The following is a 17,602-nucleotide window of genomic DNA, read 5'->3' on the forward strand; positions in this document are numbered from 1 at the left end:
GGCCAGCCAGCATACCCCATCGAAAAATGGAGTTTGCCATGACCGGTAGAATTACCCTCTCAATCATCTTTGCCACATTGGCCACACCGCTCTTTGCCCTTGAATGCGACGAAGGCATGCGTGCGTTCGCGCATGCCGCTGGCGAAACCTGCATCCCGGTCGATCCGCAACGGATCGTCACACTCCAGGATCAAAACGGCCTTTTGCCCCTAATGGAACTGGGCGTGACCCCGATTGGATCGTCCGGCCACGTCAATAGTGCGGGCGAACAGATCTTTCGCCGGATGGAGGGCTATGACACCTCTGACGTGAGGTGGATTGGCCCTTATGGCAGCCCGCCGGATGTTGAAACCATCGCCGCGATGCAGCCTGACCTGATCATTGCGTCCCCATGGCCGCCCGAGGCGCCGGACCTGCTGGAAGGTGTCGCGCCCGTCGTCGTCATCGACATGTTCAACCAACCGCTCGAAGACGCATTGTTCCAGTTTGCCGACGTCGTGAACCGCACCGACCGTGCGGAAGAATTGCAAGCGCAGATGCAGGCACGCGCGGTCGAGGTGCGCGCAGAGCTGGGCGATTTGATGGACACGACGACCCTGTCGGCCATCACTCGCGAATATGAAGGCGATGGGTTTTATGGAATCGAACCGACGCAAGCCTTCGGCGCAATCCGCCGCGCCCTCGATCCCACCATGACCCCAGCCGAGGCGGATTGGAGCACGGAGCGTGCAAACAAGAGCCTCGAGGTCATCGGGGATCACGCAGCCGACGTCATGATGTTTCTTACCTTTGATGCCGATGAAGGCGGCACCTCGTCAGAATTTAACAGCTTCATGTCCGAACCCATCGTGCAAGCCCTGCCCGTCGCGCAGGCCGGACAAATCTACGTTCTCGACGGATCGCAGATGGTGGGGTCTGCCTGGGGCAAGATCGTCAACGGAATGGAGCAGATCAGTGCCGTTTTACTGGATGACGGCATCAACCGCGATCTGGTGATCGAATGATCCACATGCGCCAAACTTGGCAGGATCTGGCGGTTGCCCTGCCGCGGCTGGACGACGATTTTTCCCCGGTCATCCAGTTTCAGCCGGCGCCAGACTTTGCGGCACTTAACGACATCCCAGAAGCGGCCCTACCGCGGTGGATGGCAGATGCGGCTATCGATGTGGAAGGTCCTGACGCCAAACTTCGCGCGGCCTACCTGATGGGAGATCTGAGTTTTGCAGTGGTACAGACCTTCGCAGCACTCGCACTGCGCGGGTATTGGGTTGTTGCGTCCCATGCAAGCCCGGTCGGCGTCCGCCCGCGTTTTGTGCATTGGACTGAGGACGGCGAAAACGGTGTCTCTCAAACGTTCGATCTGTTCCTAAATCCTGACAGCTTGGTCTTTTCACACGCACCGTCGCCCTATGCCTTTGCAAGGACGATCGAGGACCTTTTCAGCCCGATCGTCAAGGCCATGACCCACCAAAGCAAGCTCAGCAACACCGCGTTTCATCGCCTGATAGGGGACAGCATCGCCTACGCTTTTCTGGCCCATGGTCGGGTGTTGGACCGCGAGCAGGAGGCGATGGTGGCCGCGCTGTCCATTCTGCGCGAGCCGGGCACAAAACTGACCAATCGCAAGGTTCGCTTTGATCACATCACACTGCCCGAAGCACCTGAAATCGGCCAATGGCTACGGGTGCGCGGCGGGTGTTGCCGCGCCTATACCCGCCCCGGCAAGCCCGACTACTGCACAACCTGTGTTTTGCGAGATGATGAAAGTCGCGCTGAACGCTTCCGCAATTACCTGCGTCGTACGCGCCTTCGGGCAGACGCTGAAAAGTCATGAAAAGGAAAACGAACGAATGAGACTTCTTGCTTTCTTGGCCGCGATCGTCTTTGCAACCTCGGTTGTTGCACAGGATGTGCGCACGATCATCGATGCCTCTGGGACAGAGGTCGAAATCCCCGTTCAACCCCAGCGTATCATTGGTATGCACGATCAGTCGATCACACTGACCCTGATCGAGCTTGGCGCGCCGGTCGTCGGTTCGATGGGCCGCACGACGGACGATGGCACGCTTTATATGCGCGCGGTCGATCTTTTTTATGGGCTCGATTTTGAAAACTCCGGCATCGCCTTCGTCGGTCAGTGGGAGGCATGGGATTATGAGACCATCGCCGGGCTGGAGCCCGACCTGATCCTCGAGTGGGAGGATGCAGACGCCAACCACATCGAAAAATTGCGCGCCGCCGGCCCCGTTGTCCTGATCCCGCGATCAAACGAAAAATTCGTCAGCACCCGCGCGATTGCAGAGGCGGCCGGGGTCATGGACAGGTTCGAATTTGAGTTGGCGCGCTACGACGCTTTGGTCGAAGATGCCCGCCGTTGGGTGCCTCAGCTTCAGGGGGCGAGCTATGCCAAGATCCAGGGCTGGGATGGCAGCCTTGAAGTTTACGCAGGCTATGGCGGCATCACGCAGGTTCTTGAAGACCTCGGGATGGTACGGACAGATTTTGCGCAGGCGATGTCGGATCGGGGCGTGATCTGGGGTGAAACCGTCAGTGCCGAGACGATGCCAGAGCACAATGCAGACTATATCTTTGACACATTCACCGTCGCCTATGGCGATACCGCCGCCAGTCCCTACGAGCGACTGAACGAGGTACTGCCGGGCTGGTGTGACATCCTTACGGCTTGCGCCGAAGGGCGCTACATCGTCTTACCGCGTGAGCATTCAACCGGCACGAATTTCGGATCGCTGGAACGGCAGTTATACTACGTAGTGACGCATGTTGGTGGCAGGCCAAGCGTCACAGCAGTCGATTGAGGTGTAAGATCCATAGCCGGAACTTCAATAGCCGCTATGCACGCTCTCCGCAGGCCTGCTGCCTGCGTCACCCTGCCCCACAACGAACGCCACAGTTGGCAGGCCGCACCGTAGCGATGATGAAAGATCACGTCCGCCCGAAACGCCGGATTTTGATACCACGCGGATGAGACAGACGGTCTTTGCCCGTATTCTCAACATGGGGGCCACCACGGTCGCGCAATGGGAAAAGCCTGATGGCCCATCCGCGCGGTTGCGACCGCAGGGGGATCGAAAGCATTGGTAGAAGGGTAGACCGATCAATCCGGCCGTCCCCTACGCTGCGTCTAACTGATACAACAATGTGTCAAGTTTGCCCGCTGCATCCAGTTTTGCCAATTCGCTGTATCCGCCAATATGAAAATCGCCGATGAAGATCTGCGGCACAGTGTTTCTTCCCTGTGACACCGCAATCATTTTTTGGCGCTTTGTGGGGTGGTCGGTGATGTCGATGTTTCTGAAAGTCTTGCCCTTGGCCGTCAGCAGGGCTTTTGGCTGCTTTGCAATAAGGGCAATAGTGCTTCGTATAGATGGTGATATCTGACATTTTGGTATCCTCATGGCGATGGATCGGGCCCTCTGGCACGTTGCGACAGAGGGCCGTCATTTCTATTTTTTGCGCGCCATGCGTTTCAGCGCGTCACCCGTCAGGAAAACAGCTGCGGCCAAAAGGACAATGTCCTTCAGCAGGAATTGACCAGGGACAACGGAAAGCGCAGGAAAGCCGCCAAGGCTAGGTTCTGTAACTGGTGCCGTCAGCAATAGGCTGGACGTGACGAGGAATGTAAGGACAGCGCCAATCGCCCCGATCAATGCGGCCCTTGGAGATTTGAAACCCCATAGCAGTAGAAGGGCCGTCACGATTTCAGTCGTGCCGATCAGATTGGATGCGCCTTGCAGGCTGAACACCTGATAAAGCCAGCTGGTCAGTGGGCTTGACACAACCAGACCTTCGATAGCACCGGCTTCGTATGCGGTGAATTTCATCGCCCCAATCCAGCCGAGGACCGTCGCGGTGCTCAAGCGGATACTGTGTATGCCGACATGGTTAATTCGGTCACCCAGTTCTGCGAGGTCGGCGTTGGGTTTGTTGGGGGCGTAAGTTGAATCGTACATGGCGGTTTCCTTTCTTGACCAATCGGTCTATAATTAGGTAAGCGTGTTTGACTTTGCAGCCAGTTCCGGTCTGATATAAATTAAAGACCGATTGGTCAATAATTGGATTTTCACAGAATGGTGAGAAAGAAACGATGTTAAATCCCGGCAGACCGCGAGAGTTCGATGAGACCGATGCACTGAACAAGATCATGAACCTGTTCTGGCAGAACGGGTATGAAGGTACCGGTTTAAGTGACATTATCAAGGCAACAGGCCTTGCCAAGGGAAGTCTGTATGGCGCTTTTGGTAACAAGCAGTCGATGTACCTGAAGGCATTGATGCATTACGAGCAGCAGGTCATCGATACCGCTGTTGCCGCGCTGCGGGGCCCATCAATTCCACCGCTTGAACGTTTGGATGCGTTTCTGTCACTGCCTATCGCCGCTATTGCGGATGAAGATAGCCGTGGGTGTTTCTTGTGCAATGCATCTGCCGACCGGGCATCGCTCGATGAGGAAACGAAAGCCGCAACCAAGCGTGGCCATGAAAAACTGCGGGCAGCGCTGGCCACTGCGGTGGCAGCCGCTTTGCCCGGCATATCCACGCAACGGGCCGAGCGCAAAGCCGAAGTTCTGCTGAACGTCTATACCGGCATGCGCATCATGTCGCGTGCCGGTAGCTCGGTTGGGATGCTCGAAAGCACCGTTCAAGAAGTGCAGGATAGCGTGATGATGGTTTAGGCAGCGCCTTCGGTGAAAGGCACCAAACTGTCTATTCGATCATGAGCAGCTATTTCTGCTTTTCCAATTTGGCTTTCAGCGCCTCCAGTTTTCTCAGACTGACATCATGTTCGCGTCTTGATTGGTCGAGGTTCTTCCGCCAGAAGGCAACTTCCTTTGTCAGCGGTTCGGTTGCCTTCCCGATGACTAGAGTGTGGGTAAACCAGCCAAGCGCCAGACCAAGCAAGAATGTGCATGACATATAAAGAAGTATCTGGATGATCAGTGAGTCCATGAAATCATAACCCTTATCTTGAGTGATGTTGCCTACCCGACTTAGCGGGTTTGCCATGTAAATGTGATGCGGCGGTTCGCAGAACGGCCAGCGCTGGTGTTGTTTTCGGCAATCGGTTGGCTTTCACCGAAACCAACGGGCCGCATGGCTTCCTGCGGAATGCCAGCTTCGGCGAAGAACGCATAGATCGCCCGTGCACGATCTTCGCTAAGCGCAAGATTGACGGCATCATTCCCCAAGTTGTCCGTGTGTCCGCCGATCTCAACCAAAAGACTTACCTCTGCGCAGTCGCGCGCAATCGCTGACAGGTCTTTCAGCAACGGACCCGTCTCGGATGCCAGCACCGCCGTTCCCGTTTCAAACTCCACGCTAGCCGCCGAAAGGACCTCCTCCATCCGGCTATTGCATGTCGCAGGGGTGATCGCGAGGGCGGTTTCCAGAGGTGGTTCAGATGCGGTTTCAGTCATCGTAATTTCGGTCGCTGTTTCGCGGCGGTCCGCGATGTCGGTCGCCTTTATGGTGGCCAATTCATTCTGTGCTGCCAAAACAACCTCGTGCTGCGCCGCGACCGAATCCTTAAGCGAGGCAATTTCGTCATTGGCGACCATGCGTGCCTGAAATTCTTGCGTAACCCGTGTGGTAAGTTCCTCGATGCGCTCGTTTGCTGACTCCAGCGCGCCGGTCGCCATTTCCAGTCTTGTTTCAAGGTCTGAAATAACCGGATTGGGTGCCTGTTGCGCAGATTGCAGCGAAGCAAGGTTTGCTTCCAACTCACCTAGCCGATCTTTCAACCCTTCCGCGTTCTCTGCCTGATTGGCAAGGATCTCATTACGGGCCGTCAAATCATTTTCAAGCTCCGCCACACGTAGGTTGAGCGAATCGTTCAGCCGCGATGTCGTTTCCTGCTCGGCCATCAGTGTCGTGATTCGACCACGCGCTTCGGTTAAATCCGCCTGAAGCTGATCGCGTTCAGTGCGCAGCGCAATACTCCGTTCGGTCTCAGTCGCCGCAACCTTTTGCAGGTCTGTCACCTGATCCGAAAGCTGCTGTATTTCTTCGATGGATGCTGCATTTACGCTGGTCCGGCGATCAATTTCTGAGGGCAGGAACGATATCGCCGCTCCGAACGACGCCACTGTCAGAAGTGAAATCCCGACGATCAGTGTCAGCTTCATAATAAACCTCTTTAACACAAAACAAACGCACGACTTAAAAATGTTGCGCACTCGCAATAATAACAATAATGATAGCACGGTCAAATTTTAGCCATAGTTTTTTCCTCAACTGATGGTGGATAACCGTGCTGTTTGGTTTGTCTTGATAGTTACTGTGAATAAAGAGTAGATATGACGTATATTAGTCGAAGAAATGCCATCGGCTTGCTCGCTGGCGCGACGACCGCCACACTGGCCACACCGAGCCTTGCACAGGCAAAACCGAAAATAGCTTTCATACTCAACGGTACGCCCGGCGATGTCGGTTGGAACTATGAACACGAACGCGGTATTGCACAGGCCAAGGCCGCATTTGGCGACCAAACCCAAATTGATACGTTCTATGGCGTGAAAGAGTGGGGCGAGGAGGATGCCGCCCAGCTAGAGACGTTGTCCGGTCAAGGCTATGACATGATCTTTGCCTGCTCGTTCGGCTATATGCAATCGATGATGCAGGCTGCTTTTGCGGCCCCTGATATCAAATTCGAACATTGTGGTGGCTTTGTACGCACCGGCAACATGTCGACCTATTCGGCACGTTGGTACGAGGGGCGCGTACCCCAGGGGCTGATCGCGGGGACGATGACAAAGACAAACAAGATCGGGTATCTCGCGTCATTTCCGATCCCGCAAATTCTGCGCGGCATCAATGCCGCCTATCTTGCGGCCAAATCTGCCAACCCGGACGTCGAATTTGAAGTGGTTTGGCTGAACAGCTGGTTTTCACCCGAACGTGAGGAAGAGGTTTCGCGCCAGCTGATAGCAAACGGCGCGGATGTGCTGCTTGCACATACCAACAGCACCAAGCCAACCGAGGTTGCCGAGGATTTGGGCGCATTCGCCTTTGGTCAGGCATCCGATATGTCGGCCTATGGGCCGAATGCCACCCTATCTGCAACGATCAACAACTGGGGCCCATATTATGTGCGTCAGATCGGTGCGATGCTTGATGGTAGCTGGTCAAGCACCAACACGTGGGGCGGATTTGCCGATGAAATGATTGCAGCCGGCGAATTTTCCGACCAGATGCCCAACAGATTGTTCCTGAAGGCCGCTGATACGGTCGAACGGTTGGGCGCAGGTCAGATGAACCCATTCGTCGGTCCGGTGCGCCGTCAGGACGGATCGGCTTGGCTGGCACCGGGTGAAACAGCAAGTGACAGGGATCTTTTAAAAATGGATTTTTTTGTTGAAGGGTTGACCGGCGTTATCCCAAGTACGGGGAATTGATTGAATGAGTGGAGTAACCAGCATGGTCATTGGGGCACGAAAGAAATTGATTTGCCTTTTGTTGTCGGGAACATCGTTGATCCCGTCCGGTGCTCTTGCCGAAACGACGCTGCGGGCGCTTGATGGCAGCTTTGAGATGAAGGGCCAGTCCGTCACCTTTGACGAAAGCAGCTATTTTCTGCAAACGCCGCAAGGCGAATTGGTCGTGCAGCGGGAATTCGTGACCTGCATCGGTGATGGCTGCCCCGTAGATGAAACTGTCGAGAACGTCGATGACAGGATCATTCTGACGTCGCTCGACGGATCTTTTGAGCTGAACGGTACGCTATTGCAAGTGACGGCATCCGATTTTGTGGTGCAAACGGGCGACGGGTCGGTGACCATCCAGCGGGAATTCGTCAGGTGTGAAGGGGCGGCTTGCCCGACATCCGAGGTTGACCGCGCCGATTTCAAGATCGCTGTCGGCGACACTCTGGCGGCAGAGCTTTTGTCCAAGGTGATCACCGACTTTGCGGAGTCAAAAGATTTCAGTGTCACGTTGTCCATGGGAGGCGCCGATCAGATTTCGACAATCCTGGTCGGTGATGAACGCGGGCAGGAGGTTGCCAATATCAGCCTTGAACAAATCGCACCGGCAGAGGCTATCGCCGCCGTTCAACGTGGAGAAGCCGCATTTGCCTTAACGCAGGGGACTTTGTCCGCGACCGATGAAGACGACGACACCGATGCGACGCTCACCGAGACAACGATCGGGTTGGATGGCATTGCCTTTGTGGTCCATCCCGAAAACCGGATCAATGTGCTTGAGATGGAAGACCTGCGGTCCGTATTGACAGGTGGGGTCACGAACTGGTCCGATCTTGGCGGAGCAGACGCGCCAATCGCTGTGCATGTTTTGGCTGAATCATCAGGTGCTAACGCTCAGTTACGTAACAGGCTGCTTAGCGGGCAGGCTCTGTCGACGGGTGTGCGCGTCCATGACACAGCCGTCGATTTGAACACGGCCATCGGGGCGGATCCATATGCGATCGGGGCTGTTTATCGTTCGCAGATTATCGATAGCAAGCCGCTAGATCTGGTGAGCAGCTGCAACATCTTTTTCGATAACAGCGATTTTTCGATACAGACCGAAGAGTATCCGCTGACCATACGCTGGAATCAGTACATGGCTGACGATGATGCGATGCCCGAGTTTGCAAAAAATATCGGTGACTTCATCGTCACCGACTTTGGCCAGCGTTCGGTCGCGTCGCAGGGTCTTGTCGCCCAGGAACTGCGTGTCCTGCCGATTAAAGACCAAGGCGCGCGTATCCTGACATCTGTCCTTGCCGGCGATGCGACTGCATTGCAGGCGAACGTGACGCGGGCGTATCTTGGTGAAACCGCAAATGCCGAACGGCTTTCGACCTCGCTGCGTTTCCTGACCGGATCATCGCAACTTGACCAGAAAGCGATTGATGATGTGAAGCGTATCTCAAGCGTGGTCCGCTCGGATGCCTATGAAGGCTACGAAGTGTTGATCTTTGGTTTTACAGATTCCGTCGGCTCGGACACCAACAACATCACCTTGGCCGAGCGTCGTGCAAATGCGGTCAGAGATATTTTGTTGGCTGAAAATGTCGGCTTTTTGGACGACGACGTTGTTTCGACATTCGGAATGGGGCCGATCGCGCCGGTAGACTGTAATGACACGGCCGAAGGACGCGAATTGAACCGGCGGGTTGAAATCTGGATCAGACCAAAGGCCTAAACGCTGTTCACAGGGGACCGTTGCATTGACGGGTTCGTTCGGCCAATTTCAGCATGATGAGGTTGGTCACGCGGCGCGAATCACTGTTCAAACGTTATGGTTTTCCGCCCGACCGCATGACGCGCCGCGAAGGCTGCCAAAGCCGTTGATCACGATGCATATAGGCTGTTTCATTTAACCGGCCCCGATAGGCCATAAACGCCAGTCACACCCGCTGCATGCGGCTGTTCAAAATGGCCGCCAAAAGCGTAGGATTGCGGCCTGCACCCCTTCATACTTGGGATCGCGTCCCAGCCTGGGATGGCATTGCCACCCGGCGAACTGGTGTGGGGTCACTATAGACAGTACACCGGTCCAGCTGATCCAAGCCAACCGTGGCGCCGTTCTTGTCCCTCTGAACTGACGGTCACTCATGATTTGGCGAACTATTAGAAATCAACCTCGATCGCGACGCCCTTTGCAACGGCCAGATCCACGACGGCTGCTGCGACAGCCAGGTCCTGCAGGCCAACACCGGTACCATCAAACAGCGTGATATCCTCATCAGACGTCCGACCCGCATTGGTGCCGTTGATCACGGCACCCAGTTGCGCGACCTCACTTTCCGTAATCAGACCTTCGGCCACCGCATGCTGAGCCTCGCCGATAGATACTGATTGCGCGACCTCATCCGTGAAGACGGACGCTTTGGCGAGCAGGGCGGATTCAACTTCTTGCTTGCCTTTGGTGTCAGTGCCCATACAGGCAATGTGGGTGCCGGGGCTGACATGATCGGCCATGAGAGAGGGCGCAAAGGCGGACGTGATCGAAATAATAACGTCAGCTTCCGTCATGCCGGGCAAATCGACAGCCTCGAACGGCACACCGGCTTCGGTCGCGACCTTTTCGATATTGGGCAGCATGTCAGGGTGGTAGTTCCAGCCAATGACTTTTTTGAAACGGCGGGTCTCCAGCGCCGCACGTAGCTGGAACGTCGCCTGATGTCCTGCGCCGATCATACCCAGAACCGATGCATCCTTGCGTGCGAGGTGTTTGATCGACACGGACGACGCAGCTGCCGTGCGCAGCGCGGTCAACAAGTTTCCACCAACCATCGCTTTGGCTTTGCCAGTGTCAGGATCAAACAGGAACACTGTGGACTGGTGGTTGATCTCATTCCGTTTTTCGAGGTTATGCGGCCAGTAACCACCGGCCTTCAAGCCCAGAGTCAAACCCGCCTTGTCGAACCCCCCTTTGAAGCCGTAAAGCGCATCTTCATGGCCAATGGCCTCACGGATCACTGGAAAGTTGTAGGCGTCTTTCGCAGCCATGGCCGCAAAAACCTTTTCAACCGCATCGAACGCCGCTTCGCGGGTCATCAGGCTGGCAATTTCGCGTTCGGGTACGATGAGCATCTGTAGAGTCCTTTGAAAAATGGGAGTCGGTGAGCCGCGCGACCAGCACTGGAAGGTCCAGCGGGAACGGGAAACTCGTGCGTTCACATGCATACCGGGGGAGGGCCACCGCATGTGAACGTCTTGGACCAGCCTCCTCGCTGAAACTCCCCCACATTGTTTAGTAGGCTTTGCCGCGGGCGCTGACGGGCCAGACGGTCTCGACCTTGCCGCCGCGCACGCCGACATACCAGTCGTGCACATTGCAGGTCGGATCGCAGTGACCGGGGACGAGCTTCAACTTGTCGTTCACGCTGAGAACGCCCTGGGGGTCCATGACGACCCCGTGTTCATCAGAGCACTTGACGTATTCCACATCGTCACGCCCGAACACGGTGGGCAAACCGGAATCCACCGACTGCGCCTTCAGGCCCGCGTCCACGATCGCCTTGTCGGCCTTTGCGTGGGACATGACCGTCGACAGGATGAACAGGGCATTCTCCCATTCGCTTTCATCGATGCGCTTTCCGTCCTTATCAAGGATACGGCCATAGTCGGCGTCCATGAAAGCGTAGGAGCCACACTGCAACTCGTTAAAAACCCCGGAATTTGATTCAAAATAGTAAGAACCGGTTCCGCCACCACCGACAATGTCACACTCCAGACCGTTAGCCTTGAGGCCGGCGATCGCGTCCTTGACCATATCGATGGCAATCTGTGTCTTGCCCTGACGCTCTTCATAGCTGTCGAGGTGCTGCATGGCGCCCTGATACGCCTGAATGCCTGCAAACTTCAGACCATTAGCGGCATCGATCATCTTGGCGATGTTGACCACATCCTGTGTTGAAGTGACACCACAGCGACCTGCGCCACAGTCGATCTCGACAAGACATTCAATTTCCGTGCCGTGCTTCTGTGCGGCCGCCGACAGGTCCGCCACATTGGCCGGATCATCAACACAGCACAGTGTGCGCGCGCCCAAATTGGGCATCCGTGCCAGACGGTCGATCTTGGCCGGGTCCGTCACCTGGTTGGACACCATGACATCCTTGATCCCACCACGTGCAAACACCTCAGCCTCGGAAACCTTCTGGCAGCACACGCCACAGGCACCACCCAGTTCGATCTGCAGCTTTGCCACATCGACGGATTTATGCATCTTGCCATGTACGCGGTGGCGCATGCCGTGCGCCTTGGCGTAATCGCCCATCTTCTTGATGTTGCGTTCCAGCGCGTCAAGGTCGAGCACCAGTGATGGCGTCTGGATATCCGACTCATCCATGCCAGGTTTGGCGGGGATGTCGTAACCGACTTCAAACTCTTCGAAATTAGGTTGCTTGTTCATGTTTTGTGTCCTCAGTTGAGCCACGGCAGCTTGTCCAGATCGACATTTCCGCCTGTTACGATCACGCCGACTCGTTTGCCAGCAAAGTAGTCCTTGTTCTTGAGTATGATGGCCAAAGGCACGGCACAGCTGGCCTCCATGACGATGCGCAAGTGCTTCCATGTCAGTTTCATCGCATCGATGATCTCTTCTTCGGAAGCCGTCTGAATGTCGGTCACGTAGTTGGATACAAAGTGCCAGGTGCGTTCCTTGAGCGGCACCAGTAGGCCATCTGCGATGGTCTTGGGTGCATCGTCGGCAATGATGTATCCAGCCTTGAAGCTGCGGTAAGCATCATCTGCCTGTTCGGGTTCGGCTGCGATAATCTTGACTTCGGGGGCCAGTGTGGACAGCGTCAGGCAGGTGCCCGAGATCATGCCACCGCCGCCAATCGGGGCCACCATCATGTCAAGACCATCGGTTTGTTCCATGAATTCCTTGGAGCACGTGCCTTGGCCCGCGATCACGCGCGGGTCATTGTAAGGGTGCACGAAATCGCCACCGGTTTCGGCCTGCACCTTGGCAAATGTTGCTTCGCGCGATGTTGTCGATGGCTCACACTCGGTGATTTTGCCGCCGTAGCGGCGCACGGTGTCCTTCTTGGCCTGGGGGGCTGAGCGGGGCATGACCACGTTGCAAGGAATGCCGCGCAGCATGGCCGCGTAAGACAGGCAGGATGCGTGGTTGCCGGATGAATGCGTGGCAACGCCCACCTTGGCCTGCGCATCGTCCAACCCAAAGACCGCGTTCGTTGCCCCGCGCACCTTGAACGCGCCGGGTGCTTGGAAATTCTCGCATTTGAAGAACAGTTCAGCCCCGGTCAGTTCGTTCAGATAGGCAGAGGTCATTACCGGCGTACGCACGATATGTGGCTTGATCCGCTCATGCGCATCCAGCATGTCCTGATAGGTGGGGATATACATCGGTGGCTTCCTTACGATCCATAACGGTAGAATTCCTGGGCTGCGGCCACGCCTGAGCCCAGTTTGATATCAAGACCAAGATCCACCATCACCATTTCTGCGACGCCAAGACCGGACAGCATCATCGCATCCGTGAGCGACCCTAGGTGCCCAATCCGGAACACCTTGCCTGCGACCTCACCCAGACCAACTCCGAAGGCCATGCCGTATTTGTCCGCTGCACGGTTCACGATGTCAGTCGCGTTGAAACCCTCCGGCGTGCGGATCGCCGACACGCTATCAGAATAGACCTCAGGCGAATTGGCGCAAAGCTTCAAACCCCAAGCATCCACGGCGTGGCGCACACCTGTCGCGATCCGGCGGTGACGGGCAAAGACGTTATCGAGACCCTCTTCCTCGATCAGCTTCAGCGACGCTTTGAGACCGCGCATCAGACCGACAGGCGGTGTGTAGGGGTAGGCATTGGCGTCATAGCCCTTTTGCATGTCTTTGACGTCGAAGAAGGTGCGCGGCAGGGTCGCTGTTTCGGTCGCCGCCATCGCCTTTTCAGAAAAACCCACGATGGCCAGACCGGCAGGCAGCATGAACCCCTTTTGGGATCCTGTGACAGCCACGTCCACTCCCCAGTCGTCAAACCGGAAATCCATCGACCCGATTGAGGACACCCCGTCAACAAACAGCAGGGCAGGGTGGCCTGCCACATCCAGCGCCCTGCGTATGGCACCGATATCAGACGTCACGCCGGTTGCGGTTTCATTGTGCGTGGCCAGCACGACTTTGATCTCGTGATTGGTGTCGGCTTTCAGGATCTCTGCGTATTTGTCGGCGGGCAGACCATCACCCCAGGGGGTTTCCACCACCTGAACATCAAGCCCGTGTCGCTGGCACATATCGATCCAGCGGTGCGAGAACATGCCATTTCGGGCTGCCAATACCTTGTCGCCCGCGTTCAGGCAGTTGGATAGGGCGGTTTCCCAGCCACCAGTGCCGGTAGACGGAAAGATAAAGATATGCGCGCCGTCGGATTTCAGAACGCGGCGCACACCATCAAGGATCGGGTGCAGCATCTCGCCAAACATGGAAGAGCGGTGATCGATGGTCGGCATGTAGCACGCCTGACGGATGTGCTCGGGCATGTTTGTGGGACCGGGGATAAAGGCGGGGTTCTGAAAGCTCATGACGACATCCTTTGCGGTTTCCAGTTGTTTACCCGTCCTCCGGATGCATCGCTACTTTTTTGAAATTGTATTTCATATTCGATAAATCAGAATTTTTATATACTTGTCAGTGGCTTGTATTTTTCATATGTTGAACTTATTTTTCAATAATTGCTGTAGGCATCATATGGATTCTCAAGACACTGGATCATTGGCGGGTCGTCGGGCCCGTGGCCGCCCGCGCGATTGGGATGACAAGACCGCCCAGAATACGATCAAATCACTCGACCGTGCGATGGAGGTGTTCGAGCATCTGAGCAAGGCGCAAGGCAAAGCGCTGACCACCATCGCATCAGAGATGAACCAGTCACCAGCCACGGTCTACCGCGTCCTTGTGACATTGGAAGGACGGGGGCTGGTGGAGTTCGACAAAACGGACCAGACTTGGAACATCGGGGCCAAAGCCTTTGTCATAGGCTCGCGGTTTTTGCGGCGCACCTCTCTTGTGGATCGCGCACGGCCAATCTTGCGCAAGCTGATGAATGACACCGGTGAGACCGCAAATCTGGGGGCAGAGCGGGACGGTTCCGTCCTGTTCCTCAGTCAGGTCGAGACGCATTCAAATATCCGTGCCTTCTTTCCGCCCGGGGCGCTTTCTCCGATGCATTCGTCGGGGATCGGCAAGGCGCTATTGGCAGAATTTGACCCCGGCACATTCGCCGCTTGGAAAGCTGATCATGCATTAGAGGCGTTTACGCCCCACACCATTACCGACCCCGATGCGCTGGAGGTTGATCTGGCGCGGATCAGGGCGCGAGGCTATGCGATCGACGGTGAGGAAAAAAACCTTGGCATGCGCTGTATCGCCGCCCCTGTCTTTGATGCGAACACCGAGGCTGTGGCGGGTATTTCCGTTTCCGGGCCCACAAGCCGTGTCGGTGAAGTTGACGTGCCGCGGCTCAGCGATGCGGTGATGCACGCCGCCAAGGCGTTGACGGATGCAATCGGCGGGTCTTCACCCCGCTAAGTTTTAGGCGTGATCCGCAGGTTCATATGCCGGTTCACGTCCTTATAAAGCAAATAGCGAAATTTGCCTGGTCCGCCTGCATAGCAGGCTTGCGGGCAGAACGCGCGCAGCCACATGAAATCACCCGCCTCGACCTCGACCCAGTCGTTGTTCAGATTATAGACCGCTTTGCCTTCCAGCACATAAAGCCCGTGTTCCATCACATGGGTTTCCAGAAACGGGATCACGGCACCGGGTTCAAAAGTCACGATGGTCACATGCATGTCATGGCGCAGGTCGGCAGGATCGACAAAGCGCGTTGTTACCCATTTGCCATCGGTGCCCGGCATCACGGTGGGTGAGATGTCGTTTTCGTTGGTAATGATCACATCTGGCGTATCGAGGCCAGGCACCACGTCATATGATTTACGGATCCAGTGGAACCGCGCTACCGCATCACCCGTATTGCGCAAGGTCCAGCCGGATGCAGGCGGCAGATAGGCATAGCCGCCCTCAGACAGCACGTGATCTTTCCCGTTCACACTCAGCGTGAAAGACCCTTCGACGACGAACAGCACGCCTTCGGCCTGCGCATCCAGTTCGGGTGTATCAGACCCGCCGCCGGGCTGTACTTCCATGATATACTGCGAAAATGTTTCGGCAAACCCCGACAATGGACGCGCAATGACCCAAAGTCGTGTGTCATCCCAGAAGGGTAGAAAGCTGGTCACGATATCGCACATCGTGCCTTTCGGAATTATCGCATAAGCATCCTTGAAAATGGCGCGATCGGTCAGCAGTTGCGTTTGTGGGGGATGACCGCCTGTGGGCGCAAAATACTTGGCTGACATTACAAATCCCGAGAATAGATGCTGTGCCTAGGATGCGGCAAAAAGCCTTCGGCAACCACCGGATAACATCATGTAGGACCTTTCGGGATGATTTGATAATCGCAGGTAGTTGTTCGGAACCGTGGCATTGGTGGGTAGATGCTGCGGGAACGTTTGGGCCACGCCGCAGCCTGTGCCTGTGGTCACGCTTGGCTTACGCGTAATGAGCAGAAAGTCGAATTCACCGTCGGTCCAGCAGACAGCTGAAGCGAATGTGCAAAAAAGGGCCCCCACATCTCTGCGAGGGCCCTTTCCTTTGTCTTGGCGGTGCTTATCTGCCGTCGTCGACAGGCAAAGAACCGCTACCATGGCCATGCAAGCCGCCCGATACTTCTTCGGTCGCTTCCTCTGACAGTTCCTCTGGTAGGACCAGATTGAGGATGATGGCGATGAAGGCCGCAGGCAACAGTCCCGAGGTCATCAGGATGCGTGCCGTATCAGGCAGACCTGCTACCGCGCCGGGTTCCAGCTGCAGACCCAGACCGATGGACAAAGCGATGGCAAAGATCACCATATTGCGGCGGTTCCAGACGACGTCGGAAAGCATGGAAATACCGGCAGCGACGACCATACCGAACATGACGATCACCCCGCCGCCCAGCACCTCGATAGGCACGGTGCGGATGATGCCGCCGACCTTTGGCACGAGACCACAGATGATCAGGAAGATCGCGCCGCAGGTCACGACGTGGCGGCTCATCACGCCGGTCATCGCGATCAGGCCAACGTTCTGGCTGAACGATGTGTTGGGAAAACCACCAAAGATACCGGCAAGTGCCGTGCCGACACCATCGGCGTAAGTCGCACCTTGGATTTCTTTTTCCGTCGCCTCGCGGCCTGCACCACCCTTGGTGACGCCAGAAACGTCACCAACAGTTTCGATGGCAGAGATAAAGGCCATCAGGCAGAAACCGATCACTGCGGCAGCGCTGAATTCAAAACCGTACTTAAAGGGCTGTGGCAGTGCAAAGGCTGCCGAACGCTCCCAGGAGCCGGTCACTGCGCCCCACTCGAGGATACCCACACCAAGCGCGTAGAAATAGCCCACGATCAGACCGATCAAAACGGCGGACACCGAAAGCATCCCAGAGGTGAAGAACTTCAACCCCAGCGTCACGAAGATCACAACCAGTGCAGCTGACCAATTCAGCAGGCTACCGTATTCAGGTGTACCGATCGCAGGCACACCGCCTGCCGCATATTGAATGCCGACCTTGACCAGCGCCAGACCGATCATCGTCACCACAAGCCCCGTCACCAGTGGCGGCAATGCAAAGCGGATCTTGCCGATGAACAGCCCGAGGAAGGCGTGGAAGAGACCACCGATGATCACCCCGCCGAACAGGGCTGCCAAACCATCAACACCCTTGCCCGCAACCAGCGGAATCATGATCGGGATAAAGGCAAATGATGTGCCCTGCACAATCGGCAAAGCAGCCCCGACCGGCCCAATCGTGATGGTCTGCAAAAGCGTCGCGATGCCAGCAAACAGCATCGACATCTGGATCAGATACAACAACTCGGGAAAGTCAGGGCTGTTGGATCCGAAGCCGAACCCAGCCGCACCCGCGACGATGATCGCCGGTGTCACGTTGGATACGAACATCGCCAGCACGTGCTGGATGCCCAATGGAATGGCGCGCTGAAGCGCTGGTGTATAATTGGGGTCGCGGAGTTGCTCCGGTGTCCCGATTGAGTTCGCGGCCAT

17 protein-coding genes and 1 pseudogene are annotated in these 17,602 nt (G+C 56.2%); 7 read left to right on the forward strand and 11 right to left on the reverse strand.

From position 1 onward, the window contains the following. Nucleotides 1-38 precede the first annotated feature (38 nt). Genes V8J85_RS09635 through V8J85_RS09645 form a run of 3 tightly spaced genes read left to right on the forward strand, consistent with a single transcriptional unit; the run spans nucleotide 39 to nucleotide 2,816 of the window. A complete protein-coding gene (locus V8J85_RS09635; protein ID WP_339953523.1) occupies nucleotides 39-1,004 on the forward strand; it encodes an ABC transporter substrate-binding protein in 966 nt (321 codons plus the stop codon). Nucleotides 1,005-1,009: 5 nt separating this feature from the next. Then, the gene (locus V8J85_RS09640; protein ID WP_339953524.1) at nucleotides 1,010-1,834 is read left to right on the forward strand and encodes a (2Fe-2S)-binding protein; all 825 of its coding nucleotides are present in this window, start codon (nucleotides 1,010-1,012) and stop codon (nucleotides 1,832-1,834) included. A 16-nt stretch (nucleotides 1,835-1,850) separates the two neighbouring features. Continuing rightward, nucleotides 1,851-2,816 carry an ABC transporter substrate-binding protein gene (locus tag V8J85_RS09645; RefSeq protein WP_339953525.1) on the forward strand — a complete coding sequence of 322 codons (966 nt, stop codon included), beginning with the start codon at nucleotides 1,851-1,853 and terminating at the stop codon, nucleotides 2,814-2,816. Nucleotides 2,817-3,131: 315 nt separating this feature from the next. Here V8J85_RS09645 and V8J85_RS20060 read toward each other — a convergent pair whose 3' ends face one another. The 3 genes and pseudogenes from V8J85_RS20060 to V8J85_RS09655 form a co-directional block, all read right to left on the reverse strand. Continuing rightward, a complete protein-coding gene (locus tag V8J85_RS20060; protein WP_445285890.1) occupies nucleotides 3,132-3,272 on the reverse strand; it encodes a hypothetical protein in 141 nt (46 codons plus the stop codon). A 76-nt stretch (nucleotides 3,273-3,348) separates the two neighbouring features. After that, nucleotides 3,349-3,462, reverse strand: a pseudogene (locus tag V8J85_RS20065) (hypothetical protein); the annotation flags it as partial. 2 nt (nucleotides 3,463-3,464) lie between these two features. Then, entirely contained in the window at nucleotides 3,465-3,971 is a 507-nt protein-coding gene (locus V8J85_RS09655; protein ID WP_339953527.1) for a YkgB family protein, read from the reverse strand. Nucleotides 3,972-4,105: 134 nt separating this feature from the next. Between V8J85_RS09655 and V8J85_RS09660 the strand changes: the two genes are divergently transcribed. Further along, on the forward strand, nucleotides 4,106-4,693 hold the full coding sequence (locus V8J85_RS09660; RefSeq protein ID WP_339953528.1) for a TetR/AcrR family transcriptional regulator: 588 nt from the start codon (nucleotides 4,106-4,108) through the stop codon (nucleotides 4,691-4,693). Nucleotides 4,694-4,742: 49 nt separating this feature from the next. On the opposite strand, the gene V8J85_RS09665 is transcribed toward V8J85_RS09660, so the two are convergent. Together V8J85_RS09665 and V8J85_RS09670 are read right to left on the reverse strand one after the other, a co-directional pair. Continuing rightward, nucleotides 4,743-5,024, reverse strand: coding sequence for a hypothetical protein (locus tag V8J85_RS09665; protein WP_339953529.1), 282 nt, complete (start codon nucleotides 5,022-5,024; stop codon nucleotides 4,743-4,745). Continuing rightward, nucleotides 5,009-6,220, reverse strand: a complete 1,212-nt coding sequence (locus tag V8J85_RS09670) for an OmpA family protein (protein ID WP_339953840.1) — start codon at nucleotides 6,218-6,220, stop codon at nucleotides 5,009-5,011. The genes V8J85_RS09665 and V8J85_RS09670 overlap by 16 nt, the downstream gene beginning before the upstream one ends. A 93-nt stretch (nucleotides 6,221-6,313) precedes the next feature. On the opposite strand from V8J85_RS09670, the gene V8J85_RS09675 reads away from it, so the two are divergent. Together V8J85_RS09675 and V8J85_RS09680 are read left to right on the forward strand one after the other, a co-directional pair. Beyond that, nucleotides 6,314-7,411 carry a BMP family ABC transporter substrate-binding protein gene (locus tag V8J85_RS09675; protein WP_339953530.1) on the forward strand — a complete coding sequence of 366 codons (1,098 nt, stop codon included), beginning with the start codon at nucleotides 6,314-6,316 and terminating at the stop codon, nucleotides 7,409-7,411. Nucleotides 7,412-7,415: 4 nt separating this feature from the next. Next, nucleotides 7,416-9,161 (forward strand): phosphate ABC transporter substrate-binding/OmpA family protein, encoded by a 1,746-nt coding sequence (locus V8J85_RS09680; RefSeq protein WP_339953531.1) that lies wholly within the window; start codon nucleotides 7,416-7,418, stop codon nucleotides 9,159-9,161. Nucleotides 9,162-9,589: 428 nt separating this feature from the next. On the opposite strand, the gene bhcD is transcribed toward V8J85_RS09680, so the two are convergent. From bhcD to bhcA, 4 genes are all read right to left on the reverse strand, one after another. Continuing rightward, nucleotides 9,590-10,555, reverse strand: coding sequence for an iminosuccinate reductase BhcD (gene bhcD, locus V8J85_RS09685; protein WP_339953532.1), 966 nt, complete (start codon nucleotides 10,553-10,555; stop codon nucleotides 9,590-9,592). Nucleotides 10,556-10,715: 160 nt separating this feature from the next. After that, on the reverse strand, nucleotides 10,716-11,879 hold the full coding sequence (gene bhcC, locus V8J85_RS09690) for a 3-hydroxy-D-aspartate aldolase BhcC (protein ID WP_339953533.1): 1,164 nt from the start codon (nucleotides 11,877-11,879) through the stop codon (nucleotides 10,716-10,718). 11 nt (nucleotides 11,880-11,890) lie between these two features. Further along, nucleotides 11,891-12,841: a beta-hydroxyaspartate dehydratase BhcB gene (gene bhcB / locus V8J85_RS09695; RefSeq protein ID WP_339953534.1), complete on the reverse strand. Its 951-nt coding sequence runs from the start codon at nucleotides 12,839-12,841 to the stop codon at nucleotides 11,891-11,893. 11 nt (nucleotides 12,842-12,852) lie between these two features. After that, a complete protein-coding gene (bhcA, locus tag V8J85_RS09700) occupies nucleotides 12,853-14,019 on the reverse strand; it encodes an L-aspartate--glyoxylate aminotransferase BhcA (protein ID WP_339953535.1) in 1,167 nt (388 codons plus the stop codon). A gap of 166 nt (nucleotides 14,020-14,185) precedes the next feature. On the opposite strand from bhcA, the gene bhcR reads away from it, so the two are divergent. Continuing rightward, a complete protein-coding gene (gene bhcR / locus V8J85_RS09705) occupies nucleotides 14,186-15,025 on the forward strand; it encodes an HTH-type transcriptional regulator BhcR (RefSeq protein WP_339953536.1) in 840 nt (279 codons plus the stop codon). Here the strand turns inward: bhcR and V8J85_RS09710 are convergent. Together V8J85_RS09710 and V8J85_RS09715 are read right to left on the reverse strand one after the other, a co-directional pair. Continuing rightward, nucleotides 15,022-15,855, reverse strand: coding sequence for a bifunctional allantoicase/(S)-ureidoglycine aminohydrolase (locus V8J85_RS09710; RefSeq protein WP_339953537.1), 834 nt, complete (start codon nucleotides 15,853-15,855; stop codon nucleotides 15,022-15,024). The genes bhcR and V8J85_RS09710 overlap by 4 nt on opposite strands. A 310-nt stretch (nucleotides 15,856-16,165) precedes the next feature. Then, nucleotides 16,166-17,602 carry a uracil-xanthine permease family protein gene (locus V8J85_RS09715; RefSeq protein ID WP_339953538.1) on the reverse strand — a complete coding sequence of 479 codons (1,437 nt, stop codon included), beginning with the start codon at nucleotides 17,600-17,602 and terminating at the stop codon, nucleotides 16,166-16,168.

This window comes from Yoonia sp. 2307UL14-13, from assembly GCF_037572755.1.
Classification (GTDB): domain Bacteria; phylum Pseudomonadota; class Alphaproteobacteria; order Rhodobacterales; family Rhodobacteraceae; genus Yoonia.

What these genes read in the sequence shown, in the direction of transcription:
- V8J85_RS20060 (WP_445285890.1), bottom strand. Translation starts at nt 3,272, where the DNA reads ATGATTGCGGTGTCACAGGGAAGAAACACTGTGCCGCAGATCTTCATC.
- V8J85_RS09710 (WP_339953537.1), bottom strand. Translation starts at nt 15,855, where the DNA reads ATGTCAGCCAAGTATTTTGCGCCCACAGGCGGTCATCCCCCACAAACG.
- V8J85_RS09645 (WP_339953525.1), top strand. Translation starts at nt 1,851, where the DNA reads ATGAGACTTCTTGCTTTCTTGGCCGCGATCGTCTTTGCAACCTCGGTT.
- bhcD (WP_339953532.1), bottom strand. Translation starts at nt 10,555, where the DNA reads ATGCTCATCGTACCCGAACGCGAAATTGCCAGCCTGATGACCCGCGAA.
- V8J85_RS09680 (WP_339953531.1), top strand. Translation starts at nt 7,416, where the DNA reads ATGAGTGGAGTAACCAGCATGGTCATTGGGGCACGAAAGAAATTGATT.
- V8J85_RS09660 (WP_339953528.1), top strand. Translation starts at nt 4,106, where the DNA reads ATGTTAAATCCCGGCAGACCGCGAGAGTTCGATGAGACCGATGCACTG.
- bhcR (WP_339953536.1), top strand. Translation starts at nt 14,186, where the DNA reads ATGGATTCTCAAGACACTGGATCATTGGCGGGTCGTCGGGCCCGTGGC.
- V8J85_RS09675 (WP_339953530.1), top strand. Translation starts at nt 6,314, where the DNA reads ATGACGTATATTAGTCGAAGAAATGCCATCGGCTTGCTCGCTGGCGCG.
- V8J85_RS09635 (WP_339953523.1), top strand. Translation starts at nt 39, where the DNA reads ATGACCGGTAGAATTACCCTCTCAATCATCTTTGCCACATTGGCCACA.
- V8J85_RS09640 (WP_339953524.1), top strand. Translation starts at nt 1,010, where the DNA reads ATGCGCCAAACTTGGCAGGATCTGGCGGTTGCCCTGCCGCGGCTGGAC.
- V8J85_RS09655 (WP_339953527.1), bottom strand. Translation starts at nt 3,971, where the DNA reads ATGTACGATTCAACTTACGCCCCCAACAAACCCAACGCCGACCTCGCA.
- V8J85_RS09715 (WP_339953538.1), bottom strand. Translation starts at nt 17,602, where the DNA reads ATGGCCGCGAACTCAATCGGGACACCGGAGCAACTCCGCGACCCCAAT.
- bhcB (WP_339953534.1), bottom strand. Translation starts at nt 12,841, where the DNA reads ATGTATATCCCCACCTATCAGGACATGCTGGATGCGCATGAGCGGATC.
- bhcC (WP_339953533.1), bottom strand. Translation starts at nt 11,879, where the DNA reads ATGAACAAGCAACCTAATTTCGAAGAGTTTGAAGTCGGTTACGACATC.
- V8J85_RS09665 (WP_339953529.1), bottom strand. Translation starts at nt 5,024, where the DNA reads ATGGCAAACCCGCTAAGTCGGGTAGGCAACATCACTCAAGATAAGGGT.
- bhcA (WP_339953535.1), bottom strand. Translation starts at nt 14,019, where the DNA reads ATGAGCTTTCAGAACCCCGCCTTTATCCCCGGTCCCACAAACATGCCC.